The following is an 18,794-nucleotide window of genomic DNA, read 5'->3' on the forward strand; positions in this document are numbered from 1 at the left end:
AGAACAGCTATGTCTTTTCGATTTTTTGATTGGTTGAACCTAAATCGTGACGTGTTTGCTGCTTACAAAGCCAGTTTAGGGTTTATTTGGGCTTAATTTTTGTCTAAGTCCCGTTAAGGCAGAAGGCAGAAGGGGATATTTCTAACAACCAACAACCAACAACTAATCCTCCTTAGAGGACTTCAACGCTTCTAAAAGATCAGGAGGTTCGGCTGGCATCGGAAAAAGTAAGCGAAAGGCAGCCTGACGCTGGTCTGATGGTTCTGAGGCATTGTTCCACAAGGTTTCATAGAAAAAGAACGATACCCCAGCAAATCCCCGCTGTCGGACAGCATCTACTTGCTTTTGAATTTGTGACAGGGAAATAGGTTTGCTTCTCAGTCCAGTTAGAATACCGATCCCTACAGGGATATGACTGCGGGCGGCTTTAACTTCAGGTTGTTCCAACTCTGAGATAAAGGTGTTGAAGCTGTCTCGATAAATCTGCACAATCAGTTCCTCCACCAAGCCACGCCGTTCCCAATTTGCCCAGTCTGCTAAAAAGAATTGGTAGGAGTCTTTCTGCGGGTTGGGAGAGACGGAGAGGATGACGTTTGGCTTACGGTCTTTTACCGCCCGGAATACCTTGGTTAAGTAATCGGTAATTTTGTTAGCCCGCCAGCGTACCCATTCAGCATCTTGAGGGTTTGTGGAGGGGGATTTGCCTTGATGTTCTTTTTTGTACAACTCAATGGTAAAGGGATCGTAACCTAGGTCAGAGGGCAAGCCAAAGTGGTCATCAAATTGGATGCCATCAACATCGTAGTTGTTGACAATCTCAACCACTAAATCCTGGATGAACTGCTGCACCTCTGGCTTGAAGGGGTTGAGCCAGACGCGATCGTGAGTTCCTTCTTTTTTCGTCTTTACACCTTTGCTATTTTGGGTGAGCCAATCCGGGTGACGCTTGGCTAATTCAGAATCAGCAGGTGCCATGAAGCCAAATTCAAACCAGGGAATGACCCGAATCCCGTTTTGATGTCCCTGCTCCACCATTTCCTTGAGCATATCTCGCCCTTGTACCCCTAAATCCGGGTTGAGGGATGCGTCAAGGGGGGTTACTAATCTTACTGCCCGTCCGGTAACTTGTTCTGCTACTTGGCTAGGGTAGAGGGTATAACCCCAGTTCCAGACAGTAGGGTAAACGGTGTTGAAGTTTAGCTCTTTGAGCCGTTGGATAGCGTTGGTTACATTCTGGCTGGAAAATAATACGTTACTGTCAATATTTGTAAGCCATACACCGCGTAACTCTGCTTTTGCCGTATCAGATGGCGGTGTTCCTACTTTCGCAATGTACTGGGCAGGGATCGATCCCACCGTGCCTGTTGCTTGACACAAAAACGCGGCAACATCGGCTCGACTTGCCAACTGATTGGAGTTAAGTTTCCGAACCTCAGGATAATTAACAACTAGCCCTTTTTCTATAGCGGCTGCGATCGCACTTCGAGAATACTCCGGAATCCCAGCGACATCACTAAATGCTCCATTTAATGTGTCTACAGTGGGATTGACGGGTACATACTTTAACCCACTCGCTAATGACACTAACGCTTGCACACGAGGGATATTTTGAGTTGGATTGAAAACTCCTCCCGGATAGCCAGCCAGAAATCCGGTTTGATAAGCCTTTTGAATCGCAGCACTCGCCCAGTAGTTAGTCGAGACATCTGCAAATTTGCCTCCGGTTCGTATGGCTGGAGTATCGGGGAAGGCTTTTCCCAGCATGGCGGCAAACTCTGCTCTCGTCACAGGTGCATTCGGCTTAAAGCTGCCATCGGGATAACCACTAAGGATTTGCCGTTGGGTTAGTTGTTCAATACAAGGCTGTGCCCACGTCCCCTGGATATCATTAAACCTCGTCTGAGCCTGAGCAATGGTTGGCTTGAGTACTGCAACTGTAATGCCTAAGATAAACAGGAAAATAATCCAAGCCTTACGCCCAAAAGCGCGGCTAAACCAAACCAGCCCATCTGCACAGGCTGTAAAAGAGTTTTGGAGAAATCGTTTCATAGATGGCGAGATAGACACTAAACAATTGACACAAGCGCCTTGCACTAATCAGGAATGACTGGTAAAACTGGGCAAAGGTTGCAGGGCAAGAAGTATAGCATCGCAAATTTGGGTGGGATTTGACGTGATGAAAGTCAGTCCAGACACGGTTAGTGAATGGTGTTGAACCGCAGAGGGTTAGTGTCTGTGCAAGGTTCATGTTGGACAGAAGATTTTTCAATCTGATAATTACTATTCAATGTCATTAAGCTTTGTTACATCTATCCGGATTTTGAAATAACCGCCGTGTTGTCATACGTAAGCAGATCGTTGTCATACACAAATGCAATCGCGTCATACAACCGTAGTACTGCAATTAGATGTAATACTGCAATTAAAAAATCACCCATTCTTACGAAGACATCACTTTTTTTTTCCTTTAAAAAGTAATTTAGAAAGCCACCTGGTATTTTCATATGACTCACCAGTTTGATTTGGAAGATTCGGCTATCAGTAACAAGCGATCGCTCCGAAAACTGGAACGGGCGATTACTCTATCCCAAGGTCAATTTTCACTAATTTTGGTATGCTGCAACTGTCCCTCGTTGCGGCTGCGAGTGGTGAATCGGCTGCCAGAATTCTCTTCTGTCCAAATCCAAGAACTCACGCTACACCCATCGGTTAACACTCTATTTACAACGATTCTGACCGCGATGGAGGAACCGCCGCCTCCAGCGTTGATGGTTTTCGGGCTAGAATCAGTCGTTGCAATTGATCAAGTTTTAATTGCGACTAACCTTGTGCGGGATGAGTTTCGCAAACAGTTTCCTTTCCCGTTAGTGTTGTGTGTTAATGATGAGATTCTGCAAAAGCTGATTCGACTTGCACCTGATTTTAGGAGCTGGGCAGCTAACCCAATTCGATTTGAAATCCCTAATATTCAGTCACTTGAACGGGCAGCGGTTACCGCTTAATTCTGCCTCTTGATTGCCCAATTATCCTCCCTATGGGGATCGCAAATTTAAAGGATAATTTAAGCTATTCAAGGATTCATATTCAGGTGGCTGAAGTAACAAGCGGATCAATCTAGTGGTTATTGACCAACGCCTGCTCACAGCAATTCATCGTCAGCCTTACCCGCTGTTATTTAGTACAGTTAGTGGGGCGCATCTCTACGGCTTTCCTTCCCCTGACTCGGACTATGACTTGAGAGGAAGTCATATTCTGCCAGTGCCAGAGGTGGTAGGACTCAATCCGCAACAGGAAACGATTGAAGTCACAGAAGTCCGTGAGGGGCTGGAAATTGACTTGGTGACTCACGATATCAAAAAGTTCTTTTCGTTGCTCCTGAAAAAGAACGGCTATGTTTTAGAGCAGTTATATTCGCCGCTGATTGTTCACACGACACCAGAACATGAGGAACTAAAAGCGATCGCAATTGGCTGCATCACACGCCACCATGCCTACCACTACATCGGCTTTGCTCAGACACAGTGGCGACTGTTTGAAAAAGAACAGCCACATCGCGTTAAACCTCTACTCTATGTCTACCGAGTCTTGTTAACCGGGATCAACTTGATGCGAACCGGAACGGTAGAAGCAAATTTAGTACAACTGAATCAACGTTTCCAACTTCCCTACATTCCTGACTTGATTGCTCTAAAGCTGGCAAGAGCAGAAAAATCCGTTTTGGAAGATGCCGCTCTAGAATTCCATCAGCAGGAATATCTGCGACTGTTAGGTGAATTAGAAGCCGCTCATCAGGCTAGCCACCTCCCCGAAAGTCCTTCTGCCAACGAAGCTCTAAACGACTTGCTCGTGCGTTTGCGGATTGGCTCTATGGCGAATCAGTAAATTAAAGATCTGATGGCTACAGCCGTGTGAGATCATAGAGAGAGTCAACAACGGTCAATGAAGTCTGAACAGAATGGCACAAGATCAGAAGTCAACGGTCGTAATCACGGGTGCCTCTTCGGGAGTGGGTTTGTACGCTGCGAAAGCCCTTGCTAAAAGAGGATGGCATGTGGTGATGGCCTGTCGAGATTTAGAGAAGGCACAAAACGTTGCCCAAATGGTGGAAATGCCGCAAGACAGCTACACCATCATGCATATCGACGTTGCCTCTTTGGAGAGCGTTCGGCAGTTTGTCAATAAGTTCAGGGCAAGTGGCAAGTCTCTAGACGCTTTGGTGTGCAACGCTGCAATCTATATGCCTTTATTAAAGGAGCCGTTACGATCCCCAGAAGGATTTGAGTTAAGCGTTGCCACAAATCACCTGGGTCATTTCCTCTTATGTAACCTCATGCTTGAGGATTTGAAGAATTCAGGAGCTACGGAGCCGAGGCTCGTCATTTTAGGAACCGTAACGCATAATCCGGACGAGTTGGGCGGGAAGATTCCGCCACGTCCAGACTTGGGCGATTTCAAGGGTTTTACAGAAGGATTTAAAGAGCCAATCTCGATGATTGATGGCAAGAACTTTGAACCCGTCAAAGCTTACAAAGACAGCAAAGTCTGTAATGTGCTGACTATGCGGGAACTGCATCGACGCTATCACGACTCAACAGGCATCGTCTTCAGTTCTCTCTACCCAGGATGTGTTGCCGACACGCCGCTATTTAGAAACCACTATCCGCTGTTTCAAAAACTCTTCCCCTGGTTCCAGAAAAATATCACGGGGGGATACGTGTCTCAAGAGTTGGCGGGTGAGCGAGTCGCGGTAGTGGTTGCTGATCCTGAGTACAATCAATCGGGTGCCTATTGGAGTTGGGGAAATCGACAGAAGAAAGATGGCAAGTCGTTTGTTCAAAGAGTCTCTCCCCAAGCCCGTGATGATGAAAAAGGCGATCGCATGTGGGAGCTAAGCGCCAAGTTGGTTGGGTTATCGTGACAGGACATGGGCTGGGTGTTAGTGTTGGTGCCGCTCAGCCTGTATGATTAATTGCTCCTCGCCCAAAAGAGGAGGAAACCCCAAAACTGCCAGAACAGGAGCAGGAAACAACGATTAAGGCATAAACTCTGTATGGTGTTGATGACCATACAGGAATGTAAGATTTGTTAGGTGGTAATTAGCTGCTTAAGCAGTGAAGTTTCTGCTCTGTTGTGGGTCACATCCCTATTACAGGTTACTGGAATTTCCACAATGAACTCTGTTCCTTTCTCTGGGGCAGAAATACAACTGATTCGACCCTTGTGTTTTTCTACTACAATCTGATGGCTAATGGACAATCCCAATCCGGTGCCCCTTCCTACAGGTTTTGTCGTAAAAAACGGGTCAAATATTTGCTGGCGCACTTTTTCACTCATGCCAGAACCATTGTCTGCAATACGAATGATAATGTAGTTTGTTATTTGTTGTTTGTTGTTGGGAACTGACTGCTGATAGCCCGATACTGATGTGCTGATGGTAATCACTCGTGGGGACGATTGATTTTCCAGAGCATCAATTGCATTATTCAATAGATTTAGAAATACCTGATTTAATTGGCTGGCGTAACAGATCACCTGGGGCAGTTGACCGTAGTTTTTAATCACTTCAATTTCAAGACGCCCACCTACTGCCCTAAGTCGGTGCTGCAAAATTAGTAAGGTGTTATCAATGCCTTCGTGGATATCTACCAGTTTTTGCTCCGATTCATCCAATCTAGAGAAGCTTTTGAGCGATCGCACAATTTCTTCAATGCGTTTAGTCCCCACCTGCATCGAATCCATCAGTTTTGACCAATCTTCTACCAGAAAGTTCAAGTCGATCACAGAAGCTAAATGCTGAAGTTCTGGTGTGGAATTCGGGTAGGTTTGCTGATAGAGTTCAAGCAGTCTTAGCAGGTCTTGGAAGTATTCTCTGGCAGGAGTAAGATTGCCTTTGATAAAGCTGACGGGATTGTTAATTTCGTGGGCAACTCCCGCCACCATTTGCCCCAAACTGGACATTTTTTCATTTTGAATCAATTGAGTTTGGGTGCGTCTCAGTTCGCCTAAAGTCAGCTCTAGCTCTTGTGCTTTTTCTCGTTCTCGTGCTTCCGATTGTCGCAGTGCTTCTGACTGCTTTTGAACCTGCGTTAATAATTCAGCTTGCTGCAAAGCGACTCCCAACTGATTGCCAATCTGACTCACCACATTGATTTCTGCTGTTTTCCATTGGCGGGAGCCAGAATTTTGATAAGTCGCGAGCAGCCCCCACAGTTTAGAGCCACAGAAAATGGGGACAATAATGTAGGCTCTGGCTTGAAATTGCTGTAAGAGGTTGAGGTAACAAGAGTTGAACCCGGCTTTGTAAATGTCCTGGACTACTGCATAACTTGTTCCTCGACTGTACGCACCGCCTTGGGTTTCTTGCAGATGAGTATCCTGCACTGGGAAAGAAGTATTAAGAACGCTATCGCATCCTGCGGCACTATCGAATTTTTTCACAGCGCAGCGATTATCTTCTAGACTAGTGTGTGCCAGATTCGGGTTATGGGCTTGTTCCTGCAATAGCGAAATCCACCCAGTCCCTACAGACTCGGAAACAATCTCTCCACTCCAGTCGGGATTGAAACGATAGATCAAGACGCGATCGCAGTTAATCAACTGCCGCAATTCCTCTGTTGTTGCACTGAAAATCGTTTCAATATCCAAAGTTTGGCGCATTCTTTGAATCGCTCTGGCGATCGCTCGTTCTCGTTGAACGCTCTCCTGCAAGGCTTCTTCTACCCGTTTGCGATCAGTGATATCCAATGCTGTTCCAAACAGTCGAATCACTTGCCCTTGCTCATTAACACCAGCCTCTCCTCTTCCCTCGATGTACCGGACTTGACCATCAGGGCGCACAATTCGATAGTCCAGTTCGTAGCATGTCCCTAATGCGAGCGCTTGTGAGGTAGCTTGTTGAAATGGTTCTCGGTCATCGGGATGAATCTTCTCGATCAGTTCGGCGTAATTCGGTTCGGGTTGAGTCGGGTCAAGACCTAGAATGTGGAATTTCTCTGCTGACCAGGTAATTTCCCCAGTGAGTACATCAAATTCCCAGTTGCCGATATGGGAAATTTTTTGGGCTGTTGCCAGGTTAGCTTCACTATGTTTGAGTCGTTCCTCTGCAAGTTTGCGATCGCTAATATCTTTTTGTGTACCGAGCATTCGCATAGGCGCACCCGATTCATCGCGATCGCAAACCTTACCGTGACTCAGAATCCACTTCCACTGCCCAGACTTTGAGCGCATCCGAAATTCCACTTCATAAAGGGGAAGCGCATCTCGAAGATAGGCGTTCAACACTTCCATTACCCTGGGCTTATCCTGTGGATGCATCAGCCGCTCCCAGGATTGGTAATTATTCTCAATCTCCTCTACCTCGTACCCCAGCATTCTCTTCCAATAGGAGTCGAAATAGGTTTGCCCTGTGGTAATGTTCCAATCCCACCACCCCAAAGCACTACCTTCTAACGCTAGCTGCAAACGTTCTTCGCTCTCTCGCAGCGCCGCCTCTGCCTGCCTCCTCTCAGCCATTTCCTGCTTGAGTTGCGCGATCGCCTGCTGGAGTTCAGCTTCTGTTCGCAGGCGCTCTTGAATTTCGTTTTTCACGGCTTCAAATTGAGCCGCACTAGGCATTGCCAAGGCTTTGGGGAGTAACGAAACAAGTTCTGATGCCGTATAGAGAGAGATGACGGCAGTAAAGGCTTTGACCAAACCCGATAACCAATAGTCAGGATGCCACAGTGTCCAAATTTCTATAATGTGGGTTGTGCCACAGGAAACGATGAAAGCACCAAACAGCAGGAAAATCCAGTTGAAAGGTACATCTCGCCGCTTGGCAACGAAATAAGTAAGCATTAGCGGAATTGAATAATACGCTACTGCTGTCAAAGCATCTGAGACAATATGTAACCCTACTAACTCAGGCTTCCAGAGATAGCAGTGTCCGTGAGGAATAAAAAATTCCGCTATTATCATGTTGATTATCTTAAAAACTTAAAACTCTATCTAAAGGTAGATGCTAAACCCTGAAATTAACTCCAACTAGATTGCTTTAGTAGCGAGATGTTTTCAGACCCTCTGAAGATAGATGCAAACCCTAAAAGAAACTACTATTAGATTGCATCTGTAGCGAGATGTTTGCAGACCCTCTAAAGATAGATGCAAATCTTGAAAGGAACTACTACTAGATTGCATCCGTAGTCAGATGTTTTCAAGTAAAGATTGCAAGTTAAGCACACAAGATAAGCACACAAGATAAGCGAATTAACATCCATATCGCTCAATAAGACAAATACTATGAGTAGAAAGCTGCCAAAATAAAAAAAATCAGCTAAATCCTGTTGGATCTCAAGGAGATTGAGCGAATATTAATGAGAAGTCAACCATCACGGCGGAAGCGGGGTGTCGTTCTCACGCTTCAAGGTTGGCAACGCTTGCAAAGGGCACAGCGCCAGTGGGAAATTCAAGAAAATACTGGCAATTCCTACACCTTGGAAGAATTAAGTGAACTGAGCGGCTTGAGTCCCAATACCATCGCCAAGGTACAACATCGCCAAGTTGCTGTAGATCGGCAGACTTTGGAGTCTTACTTCAGGGCATTTAATCTTACTCTGTCCCTTGACGACTATACCAATCCCGACTCTGACAATCTAGAGAGTGGCTCTAGAGTCATGCTCAAAGGTCAAGTTCCTCTAGATTCCCCATTTTATGTAGAGCGTCCCCCTATTGAGCGGCTTTGCGATGAAACCATTTTGCAGCCTGGGGCTTTGATTCGGATCAAAGCTCCCAAGCTTATGGGCAAAACTTCTTTGATGATCAGGATTCTCGACTCTGCGCGATCGCACAATTTTAAGACGGTTACGTTGAGCTTGCAACTGGCTGATGCCGATGTATTCGCGACTCTAAATCAATTTCTGCGGTGGTTCTGTGCAGTTGTCTCTCGGAGTTTGGGACTACCGAATCGGTTAAGCGAGTATTGGGATGACGTTTTTGGCAGCAATTACAACTGCACCGATTACTTCGAGAGTTATCTGTTAGCAGAAATTGACACTCCGCTCGTTTTGACATTAGATGACGTGGACGTGGTGTTCAATTACCCCAAAATTGCCACCGACTTTTTTGGCTTGCTGCGAACTTGGTATCAGAAAGCCAAGTATGCCGACAAGAGTAGCGATGTTTGGCAAAAACTGCGGTTAGTGGTGGTTCATTCTACGGAAGTTTATATCCCGCTCAACATCAATCAATCACCTTTTAATGTCGGATTATCGATTAAGTTGCCAGAGTTTACCCCGCTTCAGGTACAAGATTTAGCGACTCGGTATCAACTGAATTGGGGAACCCAGAAGGTAGAATACCTGATGGGATTGATTGGTGGAAACCCTTATCTAGTACAGGTGGCACTGCATCATATTAGCTGCCAAGACATCACGCTTGAGCAGCTATTAGAAACCGCGACGACTGAAGACGGTATTTACAGTGACTATCTGCGACGCCAATTGTGGAATCTCCAACAATATCCCGATTTGGTGACAGGATTGGCGCGGGTTGTGATGTCACCAACCCCCGTGAAATTAGATCCAATCCAAACTTTTAAATTGCAAAGTATGGGCGTCGTGCGCTTCCTCGATAGCCAGGTTGTGCCCAGTTGCGAGTTGTATCGTCAGTATTTTAGCGATCAGCTGGGTCAATTACGGTTGAATTTAATCCAAGAACACCGTCTCACTACGATTGTTTCTATAAATGCGGTTGACTTAGCAGCGAAGATGGAAGCTGACTCTGAACAGACGCAGAATCTACTTGATCGAGACTTTCAGGTCATCTCCCAATTAGCTCAGCAATATGAAGGTCAGATTCTCAAATCTTTTGGCGATGGGTTGTTATTTTACTTTCCTAGTACCATCAATGCTGTCAATTGCGCTCAAGAGATTCAACTGACATTCATACAGATAACTCCACCCACGTCTCAGCCGAGGCTAACTTATCGAATTGGCATCCATTTTGGAGATGTTATTTTCAATTACGCTGATGTCACTGGAACTGGGGTTATCATTGCCACTCGCGTACAAGCTGAAACTTCGCCCGGTTGCGTTGGTATTTCCCAGACAGTCTATGAAGCGGTCAGAAGTTATCTTCCCCTACAACCCATCGAAATAGGGCAACGGCAATTCGAGGGGATTGAAGAACCGATACCGCTGTACCAACTTACTCTTTGATGGGATTGGGGAAGAGTTTGAACTCTACGGTGTGAAATTCAAGTGTGGGCTACTTAGTTGTTTTATGTTGTCTCAGTTGATTTTGGAGAGGCAAACGTTGTTCGATGCAGATGTAGAAGAAAGAGATCGCACTCTATGTAATGGAATCAAAACTCAAAACGCTGCACAGTAATTAAAAAGGAAAAGGACGACATTTGTGTGATGGAGTCGGCAATCACTCTTTAAGCTTTTCATCCTATAAATAATCCTATCAATTACCAGATTTTTGCCATCTGCAAGACAAATCCTGGTAACTCTGGATCGCCACTCACTGTTTCGGGATTATCCAAGATTTCCGGTTCTTGATTGGGACGGTAGATGTAGACTTTTCGATTCTTGCGGTCAATCAACAACCCCAGTGATGCACCGTTGTCAATATATTCCTGCATCTTGTTTTGCAATCCACTAAGAGTATCGCTAGAAGACCGTAATTCAATCACAAAGTCTGGACAAATCGGAGCAAATGAGGATTTTTGTTTTTCAGTTAAAGCATTCCAGCGCTTTAGTTTAATCCACGAGGCATCAGGGGAGCGAGTTGCCCCATTCGGCAGAGTAAAGCCTGCACTGGAGTCAAACGTTTCACCTGTGCCATCTTGCTCTGCCCAGTTCGCAAGTTGCTGAGCAATTTTAAGGTTTCGATTCCCGGTATCTGAAAAAGCTGGCGGCATAATGATAACTTCCCCACTGGCAGTACGCTCAATTCTCAAATCGCGATTGGCTAGACAGAATTCGTAAAATTGTTCAACACTCATCGATTTGATAGCAGGGAGATTGACCGTCAGTGGGACGCTCATGCTCTGAATTAGCAGCGTCGTCATTGTTTTTCCTCAGTTGGTGTAGGGGTGAAGTAGTGACAGAATACCCTGAGCTTATCCGCTCCTAGTTTTAGCGACTAAAGCAATCGTACACTGGGTGAAAAATCTCTTGTTTTGAGGAACTAGAAATAATCCTGATGTTAGATTGAATTGACTGTCATTTCCAATCGCCAAGTATAAGATTTGACTTTTAGCTTTTACCTTTTGCTTCATCATGCTCACCGCCCAAAGTCCATCCTATGAGTATCAAGTTGGCGGGAGTCTACCGATTGATGCCCCTAGTTATGTCAGGCGTCAAGCTGATGATGAGTTGTATGAGGCATTACTTAAGGGTGAATTTTGTTACGTCCTCAACTCCCGACAGATGGGCAAGTCTTCGCTTTGGGTGCAAACGATGAACCGCTTGCAATCTGAAGGCGTTTGCTGCGGAGTCATCGATCTCACAGCGATTGGCACTCAAGAGATAACCCCAGAGCAGTGGTATGCCTCTGTTGTCGGTTCTCTCAGCAATAGCTTCCAACTCCAATTTAATTTACGAGCTTGGTGGCGCGATCGCACCCACCTATCCTTAGTCAGCCGCCTGAGTGAATTTCTAGAAACCGTTTTACTAGAAGAAATTCAGCAAAATGTCGTAATTTTTATTGATGAAATCGATAGTCTCCTGGGCTTAGGCTTCCCGATTGACGATTTTTTTGCTCTAATCAGAGCTTGCCACAACAAACGCGCTCAAAAATCAACTTATAAACGGCTAACATTTGCCCTTTTAGGAGTCGCAACACCGCCAGATTTAATAGCCGACAAAAACCGCACACCGTTTAATATCGGACGGGCAATTGAGCTAAGGGGATTTGATTTACACGAAGCAATGCCCCTGATGCCTGGATTAAAGAGGATTGCCAGTCAACCAGAAGCCTTGTTAGCTGAAATTTTGCACTGGACAGGGGGACAGCCATTTTTAACACAAAAGTTGTGCCAGCTTACCCTGATGGCAACAAATCCATCCAATGCAATTCCTGCTGGGGATGAGGTGCGTTGGGTGGAAGAGTTGGTGTTAAAGCGCATCATTGACAACTGGGAAAGTCAAGACGAACCGGAGCATTTGAGGACAATACGCGATCGCCTTTTGAGAAACTCCCAACGTGCTGCTAGATTACTCGGCATCTATCAAAAAATCTTACAACCCCCCCAACCCCTCCTCACTAAAGCTTCGGTTAGCAGAGGGCAAAGGGGTGTGCCAACCGATGACTCGCGAGAGCAAATGGAACTCCTGCTATCTGGTTTGGTCGTAAAACAGCAGGGTTTTCTCAAGGTAAAAAATCCTATCTATCAGAACGTATTCGATTTGGAATGGGTAGAAGAACAATTAGATTCTCTGCGCCCTTACTCTCAATCATTCAATGCTTGGATTACTTCAAAGCAAAATGATTCTTCTCGATTGTTGCGCGGACAAGCATTAATTGATGCTCAAACTTGGTCACGGGGTAAAAGTTTAAGTGATTTGGATTATCAATTTTTAGCCGCGTCTGAAGAATTAGATAGGATCGAAGTGCAACAGGCACTAGAAGCGGCTAGGCTCAAAGAAGTTGAAGCCCGACTTACAGAGGAACAAAAAAGACTTGCTCAAGAGAAAAAAGCAGCAAGAAGACAAAGGTTCTTGCTAGTTGTACTCTCTCAGGCATTGTTGCTTGCTTGTGGGTTAGGAGTGGTAACTTACTCTCAGTATCGACAAACTGCTGTCAGCGAGATAAAAGCGATCGCCAAATCTTCCGAAGCGCTATTCGCCTCAAATCAAAAGTTAGACGCACTAGTACAAGCCATCACCGCACAGCGACGTTTGCAAAAGTTAGGTGTTACAGACGCAGATATCCAGCACTCAGTTAAGGAGGCTCTCCATCAGGCGGTTTATGGAGCGGTTGAGTACAACCACTTATCTGGGCATGACAATGTAGTTAATGATGTAGCGTTCAGCCCTGATAGCGAACTCATTGCCTCAGCTTCTGCCGACAAAACCATCGATCTTTGGAAAAAAGACGGTACAAAACTGGGAACACTTCAAGGGCACAACAAGACAGTTTGGGGAGTTGTATTTAGCCCCAAAGGAGAGCTAATTGCTTCCGGTTCTGGGGATAACACCGTTAAACTTTGGCGCAAAACGAGTACAAAATCACCAAACCTAAAGCCGAACTATACGTTGTGGCACACCTTAAAAGGACATACTAATGAAGTTGCACAAGTAGCGATCGCTCCTGACGGTCAAACTATTGCATCTGCTTCTAAAGATAAAACAATTAAACTCTGGAGTACAGACGGCAAACTGCTGAAAACTCTCACCGGACATAAAGATGAAGTTGACAGCGTTGCCTTTAGCCCTGACAGTCAAACCATTGCATCTGCTTCTAAAGATAAAACGATTAAACTCTGGAGTACAGACGGTAAACTGATAAGAACCCTCACCGGACATACGGATAGAGTTAAGCACGTTGCCTTCAGCCCTCAAGGAAATCTCATCGCCTCGACGAGTTGGGATAAAACAGTCAAACTTTGGCAGCTTGACGGCACATTAGTCCAAACCCTAACTGGACACAGTGATGCAGTAGGCAAAGTCGCTTTTAACCCGAATGGTCGTTTAATCGCCTCGGCAAGTCTTGATAGAACAGTCAAACTTTGGAAGCTTAACGGGACTCTTGTAAAAACCCTGCCAGCCGCAAAAGATACCGTCTCTGGAGTGGCTTGGAGTCCTGACGGACAAATCCTCGCCTCATCCAGTTGGGATGGCCCGATCGCGCTCTGGAAGCTTGATGACAGCTTGCTCCAAACTCTTAACGGACATCAAGCCTCAATTTACACCGTAAAATTTAGTCCTGATGGCAAGACAATTGCCACCGCCAGTCGTGACAATACAGTTAAACTTTGGCGGCTTGATGGTAGCTTAATTCGCACTTTCCCCAAACAAGCTGATAAAGTTTTCGGAGTAGATTTCAGCCCAAACGGAGACACCATTGCTACAGGCGGTTATGACAGCACAGTCCGGTTGTGGCAAGCTGACGGAACCTTACTCCAAACTTTCACCGGACATCAGGGTAGAGTCTTCACCGTTGATTTTCATCCAGATGGGCAGTCACTCGCCTCGGCGGGCGAGGACAGAACAGTTAAAGTTTGGAAGATTGACGGTACTGAGTTGGCAACTCTCAAAGGGCATAGCGATCACGTTAACGGAGTTGCCTTTAGTCATGATGGAACGCTCATTGCCTCAGCTAGTGTGGACGGCACAGTCAAACTTTGGCAGTGGGATAATACCATCGCATCTGGAAAGCCCAACTACAGGCTTCTACATACGTTAACAAGCCATCGCCGTCAGGTGGCTGGAGTGGCATTTAGCCCCGACGGAAAAACTCTCGCTTCGGCAGGTATGGATGGCACGGTGAGACTTTGGCGACGCGACGGTACAGAAATCAGAGCCTTTAAGGGACACAAAAATGGCGTATTCGGAGTAGCATTTAGCCCTGATGGCAAGACGATCGCTTCAGCCAGTTTCGACGGCACGGTTAAACTTTGGAGCTACGACGGTAAAGAGCTTGAAACCTTAAAGGGACATAGCGATGGGGTGTTCGGAGTTACCTTTAGCCCTAATGGGACGTTCATTGCCTCAGCAAGTCAGGATAGAACCGCAATTTTGTGGAATTTAGAGCGAATTTTCCAGCTCGATCTCAAGGTACAGCAGAACCAGTAGAGATTGAGCTGCCTCAGCCCACACCACTCACCCCGCAGGACGAAGTGATCGTTAAGGATGTCTGGAACAAGCTGCGGGCGTGGAAAGAATTGCAGATGGAGAAATTCCTGAAGCGGATGCTCTTGGAAGAGCCAGAGCTTGAGTATCTGTTTGGGGAAGCGCTCGACAGTATGAGCGACTTTTTCTATGAGTTGTTTGACTGTGCCATCCACCAGCTTCAACCAGAGACGCAAGTGATTGTGGGCGAACCTTTAATGGGAGTGCCACCGGAAAAAGGGGATGGATTGGACACCATTGAAGACTATGGCAGGTTATTTGCCGATGTAGGGATGCGTCCTGAGCATTGGGTGAAGGCGCGACAAGTGTGGATGTGGATGCTGCCGTCTATTCCCTATTTGGAAGACTACGATCGCGAGGATTTGCAAAAAGGCGCAAACTCTGCCCTCTACAAGTTCTTCAATACCTACATCATTCTGCCGATGGCAAAGGCAGTCCGGCGCTACGACGAAGCCTTACCCCCTGAAATGCTGCAAAAAATGGCAGAGTCCTGGTCTGTGTTTAGCCAGAACAAGCAGCAGATGGGCATGGAGTTTTACCAGATCTTGTTTGAGAAATATCCGTTTGTTCTGCCGATTTTTGGTCGGGCAGACATGGATTATCTCTCACTGCACCTGTTTCAGGCATTGGAGTTTTTGGTGCGTTGTCTGCAAAGTGGCAGCAGTGATGAAATCTTACGAGAACTGCGGTTTTTGGGACAGGTTCATAGTTTCGCTGATGTGCCAACCTGTGCCTATCCTGCCATTGGCGAGACCATGTTTGCTCTGTTTGAACGGTATCTCCCCGACTTTACCCCTGAACTACGGCAAGGATGGCAAACGTTGCTTGATCGGGTAATCAATGTTGTTAAGCTGCCCATGCTCAACCAGGAGCGACTGCTCAAGAAAGCCAAGCAGTTCCTCGATCTGATTTCTGGTGAACAAGCCTGGGAACCGGAGGACAAAGAGCGGCGCTGGAAAGAAATTCGCGAGGAAGTGAAAGCAACTGGCACTTATACTCACACCTATGAGGAACTGGCTTACGGGGCGCAGGTAGCATGGCGCAATGCCTCCAAGTGCGTTGGACGGATTGCCTGGAACAATATGGTGATACGCGATTGCCGCCACGTCACTGATCCAGATGAAATGTTCCGCGAATGTCACGAACACGTCAAATTTGCGACGAATGGTGGCAATTTGCAGATTACGATGAGCGTCTTTCGTCCCAAGCTACCCAAAGAACGCTGGGGTCCGCGCTTCTGGAATTCCCAACTCTATCGTTATGCAGCATACGAGCAGCCCGATGGTAGTGTAATGGGCGATCCAGCCAACCTGGCATTGACTAACGCCATCATCAAATTTGGCTGGCAACCGCCCGAACCGCGCAGCGCCTATGACATTTTACCACTGGTGATTGAGGTTCCCGGTCAGGAGCCGAAGATGTACCACTGGCAGCGCGAAGAAGTGCTGGAAGTGCATATTGAGCATCCCACTGTTCCAGAGTTTAAAGACATCGGAATGCGTTGGTATGCGATTCCTGCTATCAGCAACTTCTCCGTTCACATTGGTGGTATCCAATATGGCTGTATGCCCTTCAATGGCTGGTATATGGACACCGAAATCATGCGCGATTTCCTCGATGAGTACCGCTACAACAAGATGGAGGAAATCGCGAAAGTTCTGAAACTGGACACCAGTTCGGAGCAAACCCTGTGGCGCGATCGCGTTGCCCTAGAACTCAACATCGCCATCCTTCACTCTTTCCAGAAAGCCAAGGTGACGATGGTCGATCACCAAACTGCGTCTCGCCAGTTCTTAACCCATGATTTACGCGAAAAGAAAGCGGGACGAGAATGTCCGGGTGATTGGGGCTGGGTTGTTCCTGCTACAGGTGGCAGTGCTTGTCCGGTGTGGCATCACCAGATGCGCGATTTTTATTTGGAACCTGCCTATCACCATTCCGCTGATCGCTGGGACGTGGAAGATGGCATTGATCTAGAGAAGCTCACGGCTGTTGCGAATGAAGACGGCGATAAGCGCGATCGCATTCTGATTCTCTATGCCTCTGAAACGGGAACCGCAGAGGGGTTTGCCCGTAAAGCCGCTCGTCAGTTGCAGCAATTCCGTCCTAAAGTGATGGCACTTGATGAATATCCTGTTGATACGCTTGCCTCTGAGAAGTTGCTGCTGATTATCACCTCCACCTTCGGCAATGGCGAAATGCCAAGTAACGGCAAGCGATTCTTGCAATGGGTGAAACAACAGCCTGCGGGAGCGCTCGATGGCTTGAACTACTCCGTGTTAGGGATTGGCAGCACGGTGTATGAAAAATTCTGCGCGGCTGGCATCGCAGTTGATAAAGCCCTGACGAGAGCCGGGGCAAACTGTGCTGTCCCCATGCATAAAGGCGATGAAATTAAAGGTCAAGCTGATACCTTTAAGCAGTGGTTAGGCTTAATTTCCCGTGTGCTGGGTGCAGACGAAACAACAGGTAACGCGACCAATTTTGCTGCTCCTAAACTTACCGTTATCTTCCTAAACGAAGCAGAAGCGGCAACTATTGCACCTGTGCAAATCAGTGGTGATCGCGGCGTTGAAGTTCCCATCCTTGCCAACGATGAACTGCTGCAAGAAGTCATCCCCGGCAGCCGTTCCACTCGCTATATTGTCTTTGATATTGCAGGAACCGATTTGCAGTATGAAACAGGGGATCATGTAGCGGTTCATCCCTGCAATCCACCCGAACTAGTGAACCGCCTGTGCGATCGCATTGGTGTGACGACAAATACGTACTTTACGGCTTCTTACGTCAATCCAGACGGCACAACCACCGACGATCAGCCCCCTGTTGCAGTTCCGACTACCGTGGGTCAACTGCTCTCTGAAGAACTGGATCTATCATTACGGGAACCCTTCAACGATCTGCTCACTTACCTGTATTCATCCGCTCAGAATCCCCAAGATAAACAACGCCTGGAAGTCTGGCTAGAGATTTTGCGGCAGGGTGAGGACAATCCTGATGCTGTGACGCTCAAGAAAACTATCTCTGATAATTTCATGAGCGTTGCCGATTTGTTTGATGAATTTCCTTCAGCAACGATTACGCTGGAAGCGCTGTTGGAATTGCTGCCCAAGCAAAAGCCACGCCTCTATTCCATCTCGTCCTGTCCGTTGCTGCATCCTGACAAAATTCAAGTGACGATTGGCGTGCTGCAAGTTACTACCGATGCTGGCAAAGTGCGCCAGGGGTTGTGTTCCAACTATCTAGCCGGACTGCAACCTGGCTCAAAAGTTCGCATTGGGGTTCGCACCTCTGGCTTCCGTCCCCCTGCCGATCCGCAAGCACCGATGTTGATGGTTGGTCCTGGTACAGGCGTATCGCCACTCATTGCCTTCCTGCAATACCGGGAAGCTTTACAGAAACAGGGAACGACCTTGGGCGAGGCCTGCCTATACTTTGGCTGTCGCAATCACGGTGATTTTCTGTATGGCGAACAACTGATAACCTGGCAAAATCAGGGCGTGTTGACAGATTTGCAAGTAGCTTTCTCCCGTCTCACCGACAAGAAAGTTTACGTGCAAGGCTTAATGCAAGAGAACGCACAAGCCTTGTGGCAGTCACTCAGCCATCCTCAGTGTCATTACTACGTCTGCGGCGACGCGAAGATGGCGGATGATGTGTTCGAGGTGTTTTTGGCGATCGCCAAAAATGAGGGCAAACTTTCTCACATTGAAGCCGTTGAATTTTTCGACAAAATGAAGCAAGAAAAACGCTTCCATGCCGATGTATGGGGTGTGCAACTCAACTTCAAACAAGCCATCCAACAGTTGCAAAAAGATAACTACTCCAAAGCCGAAAAGTGGCTGGAACGGGTGAAGCAGCCCAGAGAGCAATTATCTGCCGATCCAAACCAGACTGTTTTGGTCTAATCTGGGCAAGCCTATTTAGGCGAGGGTGAGTCTGACTTTGAACTTGTACATC

9 protein-coding genes are annotated in these 18,794 nt (G+C 46.9%); 6 read left to right on the plus strand and 3 right to left on the minus strand.

The window, feature by feature from the left end:
- Window positions 1–162: 162 nt before the first annotated feature.
- On the minus strand, window positions 163–2,049 hold the full coding sequence (locus tag H6F98_RS04655) for a family 10 glycosylhydrolase (protein WP_192217505.1): 1,887 nt from the start codon (window positions 2,047–2,049) through the stop codon (window positions 163–165).
- 455 nt (window positions 2,050–2,504) lie between these two features.
- Between H6F98_RS04655 and H6F98_RS04660 the strand changes: the two genes are divergently transcribed.
- From H6F98_RS04660 to H6F98_RS04670, 3 genes are all read left to right on the plus strand, one after another.
- Complete coding sequence (locus H6F98_RS04660; protein ID WP_192217506.1) at window positions 2,505–3,002, plus strand: hypothetical protein; 498 nt, start codon at window positions 2,505–2,507, stop codon at window positions 3,000–3,002.
- Window positions 3,003–3,117: 115 nt separating this feature from the next.
- Window positions 3,118–3,882, plus strand: coding sequence for a DNA polymerase beta superfamily protein (locus H6F98_RS04665; protein WP_192217507.1), 765 nt, complete (start codon window positions 3,118–3,120; stop codon window positions 3,880–3,882).
- Window positions 3,883–3,955: 73 nt separating this feature from the next.
- A complete protein-coding gene (locus H6F98_RS04670; RefSeq protein WP_192217508.1) occupies window positions 3,956–4,918 on the plus strand; it encodes a protochlorophyllide reductase in 963 nt (320 codons plus the stop codon).
- A 167-nt stretch (window positions 4,919–5,085) separates the two neighbouring features.
- On the opposite strand, the gene H6F98_RS04675 is transcribed toward H6F98_RS04670, so the two are convergent.
- Entirely contained in the window at window positions 5,086–7,956 is a 2,871-nt protein-coding gene (locus H6F98_RS04675; protein ID WP_192217509.1) for a PAS domain-containing protein, read from the minus strand.
- 395 nt (window positions 7,957–8,351) lie between these two features.
- Between H6F98_RS04675 and H6F98_RS04680 the strand changes: the two genes are divergently transcribed.
- On the plus strand, window positions 8,352–10,193 hold the full coding sequence (locus H6F98_RS04680) for an AAA-like domain-containing protein (protein ID WP_192217510.1): 1,842 nt from the start codon (window positions 8,352–8,354) through the stop codon (window positions 10,191–10,193).
- A gap of 254 nt (window positions 10,194–10,447) precedes the next feature.
- On the opposite strand, the gene H6F98_RS04685 is transcribed toward H6F98_RS04680, so the two are convergent.
- The gene (locus tag H6F98_RS04685) at window positions 10,448–11,050 is read right to left on the minus strand and encodes a Uma2 family endonuclease (protein ID WP_192217511.1); all 603 of its coding nucleotides are present in this window, start codon (window positions 11,048–11,050) and stop codon (window positions 10,448–10,450) included.
- A 211-nt stretch (window positions 11,051–11,261) separates the two neighbouring features.
- Here H6F98_RS04685 and H6F98_RS04690 point away from each other — a divergent pair, with 211 nt between their 5' ends.
- On the plus strand, window positions 11,262–14,777 hold the full coding sequence (locus H6F98_RS04690; RefSeq protein ID WP_192217512.1) for an AAA-like domain-containing protein: 3,516 nt from the start codon (window positions 11,262–11,264) through the stop codon (window positions 14,775–14,777).
- Window positions 14,723–18,742, plus strand: coding sequence for a nitric oxide synthase oxygenase (locus H6F98_RS04695; protein WP_313929795.1), 4,020 nt, complete (start codon window positions 14,723–14,725; stop codon window positions 18,740–18,742). Before H6F98_RS04690 ends, H6F98_RS04695 begins: the two co-directional genes overlap by 55 nt.
- Window positions 18,743–18,794: the final 52 nt, after the last annotated feature.

The sequence above is a fragment of the Microcoleus sp. FACHB-SPT15 genome, assembly GCF_014849525.1.
Taxonomy (GTDB): Bacteria; Cyanobacteriota; Cyanobacteriia; order Cyanobacteriales; family Coleofasciculaceae; genus Symplocastrum; species Symplocastrum torsivum.

Coding starts and splice junctions, on each gene's coding strand:
- H6F98_RS04655 (WP_192217505.1), bottom strand. CDS start 2,049: ATGAAACGATTTCTCCAAAACTCTTTTACAGCCTGTGCAGATGGGCTG.
- H6F98_RS04660 (WP_192217506.1), top strand. CDS start 2,505: ATGACTCACCAGTTTGATTTGGAAGATTCGGCTATCAGTAACAAGCGA.
- H6F98_RS04670 (WP_192217508.1), top strand. CDS start 3,956: ATGGCACAAGATCAGAAGTCAACGGTCGTAATCACGGGTGCCTCTTCG.
- H6F98_RS04675 (WP_192217509.1), bottom strand. CDS start 7,956: ATGATAATAGCGGAATTTTTTATTCCTCACGGACACTGCTATCTCTGG.
- H6F98_RS04680 (WP_192217510.1), top strand. CDS start 8,352: ATGAGAAGTCAACCATCACGGCGGAAGCGGGGTGTCGTTCTCACGCTT.
- H6F98_RS04685 (WP_192217511.1), bottom strand. CDS start 11,050: ATGACGACGCTGCTAATTCAGAGCATGAGCGTCCCACTGACGGTCAAT.
- H6F98_RS04690 (WP_192217512.1), top strand. CDS start 11,262: ATGCTCACCGCCCAAAGTCCATCCTATGAGTATCAAGTTGGCGGGAGT.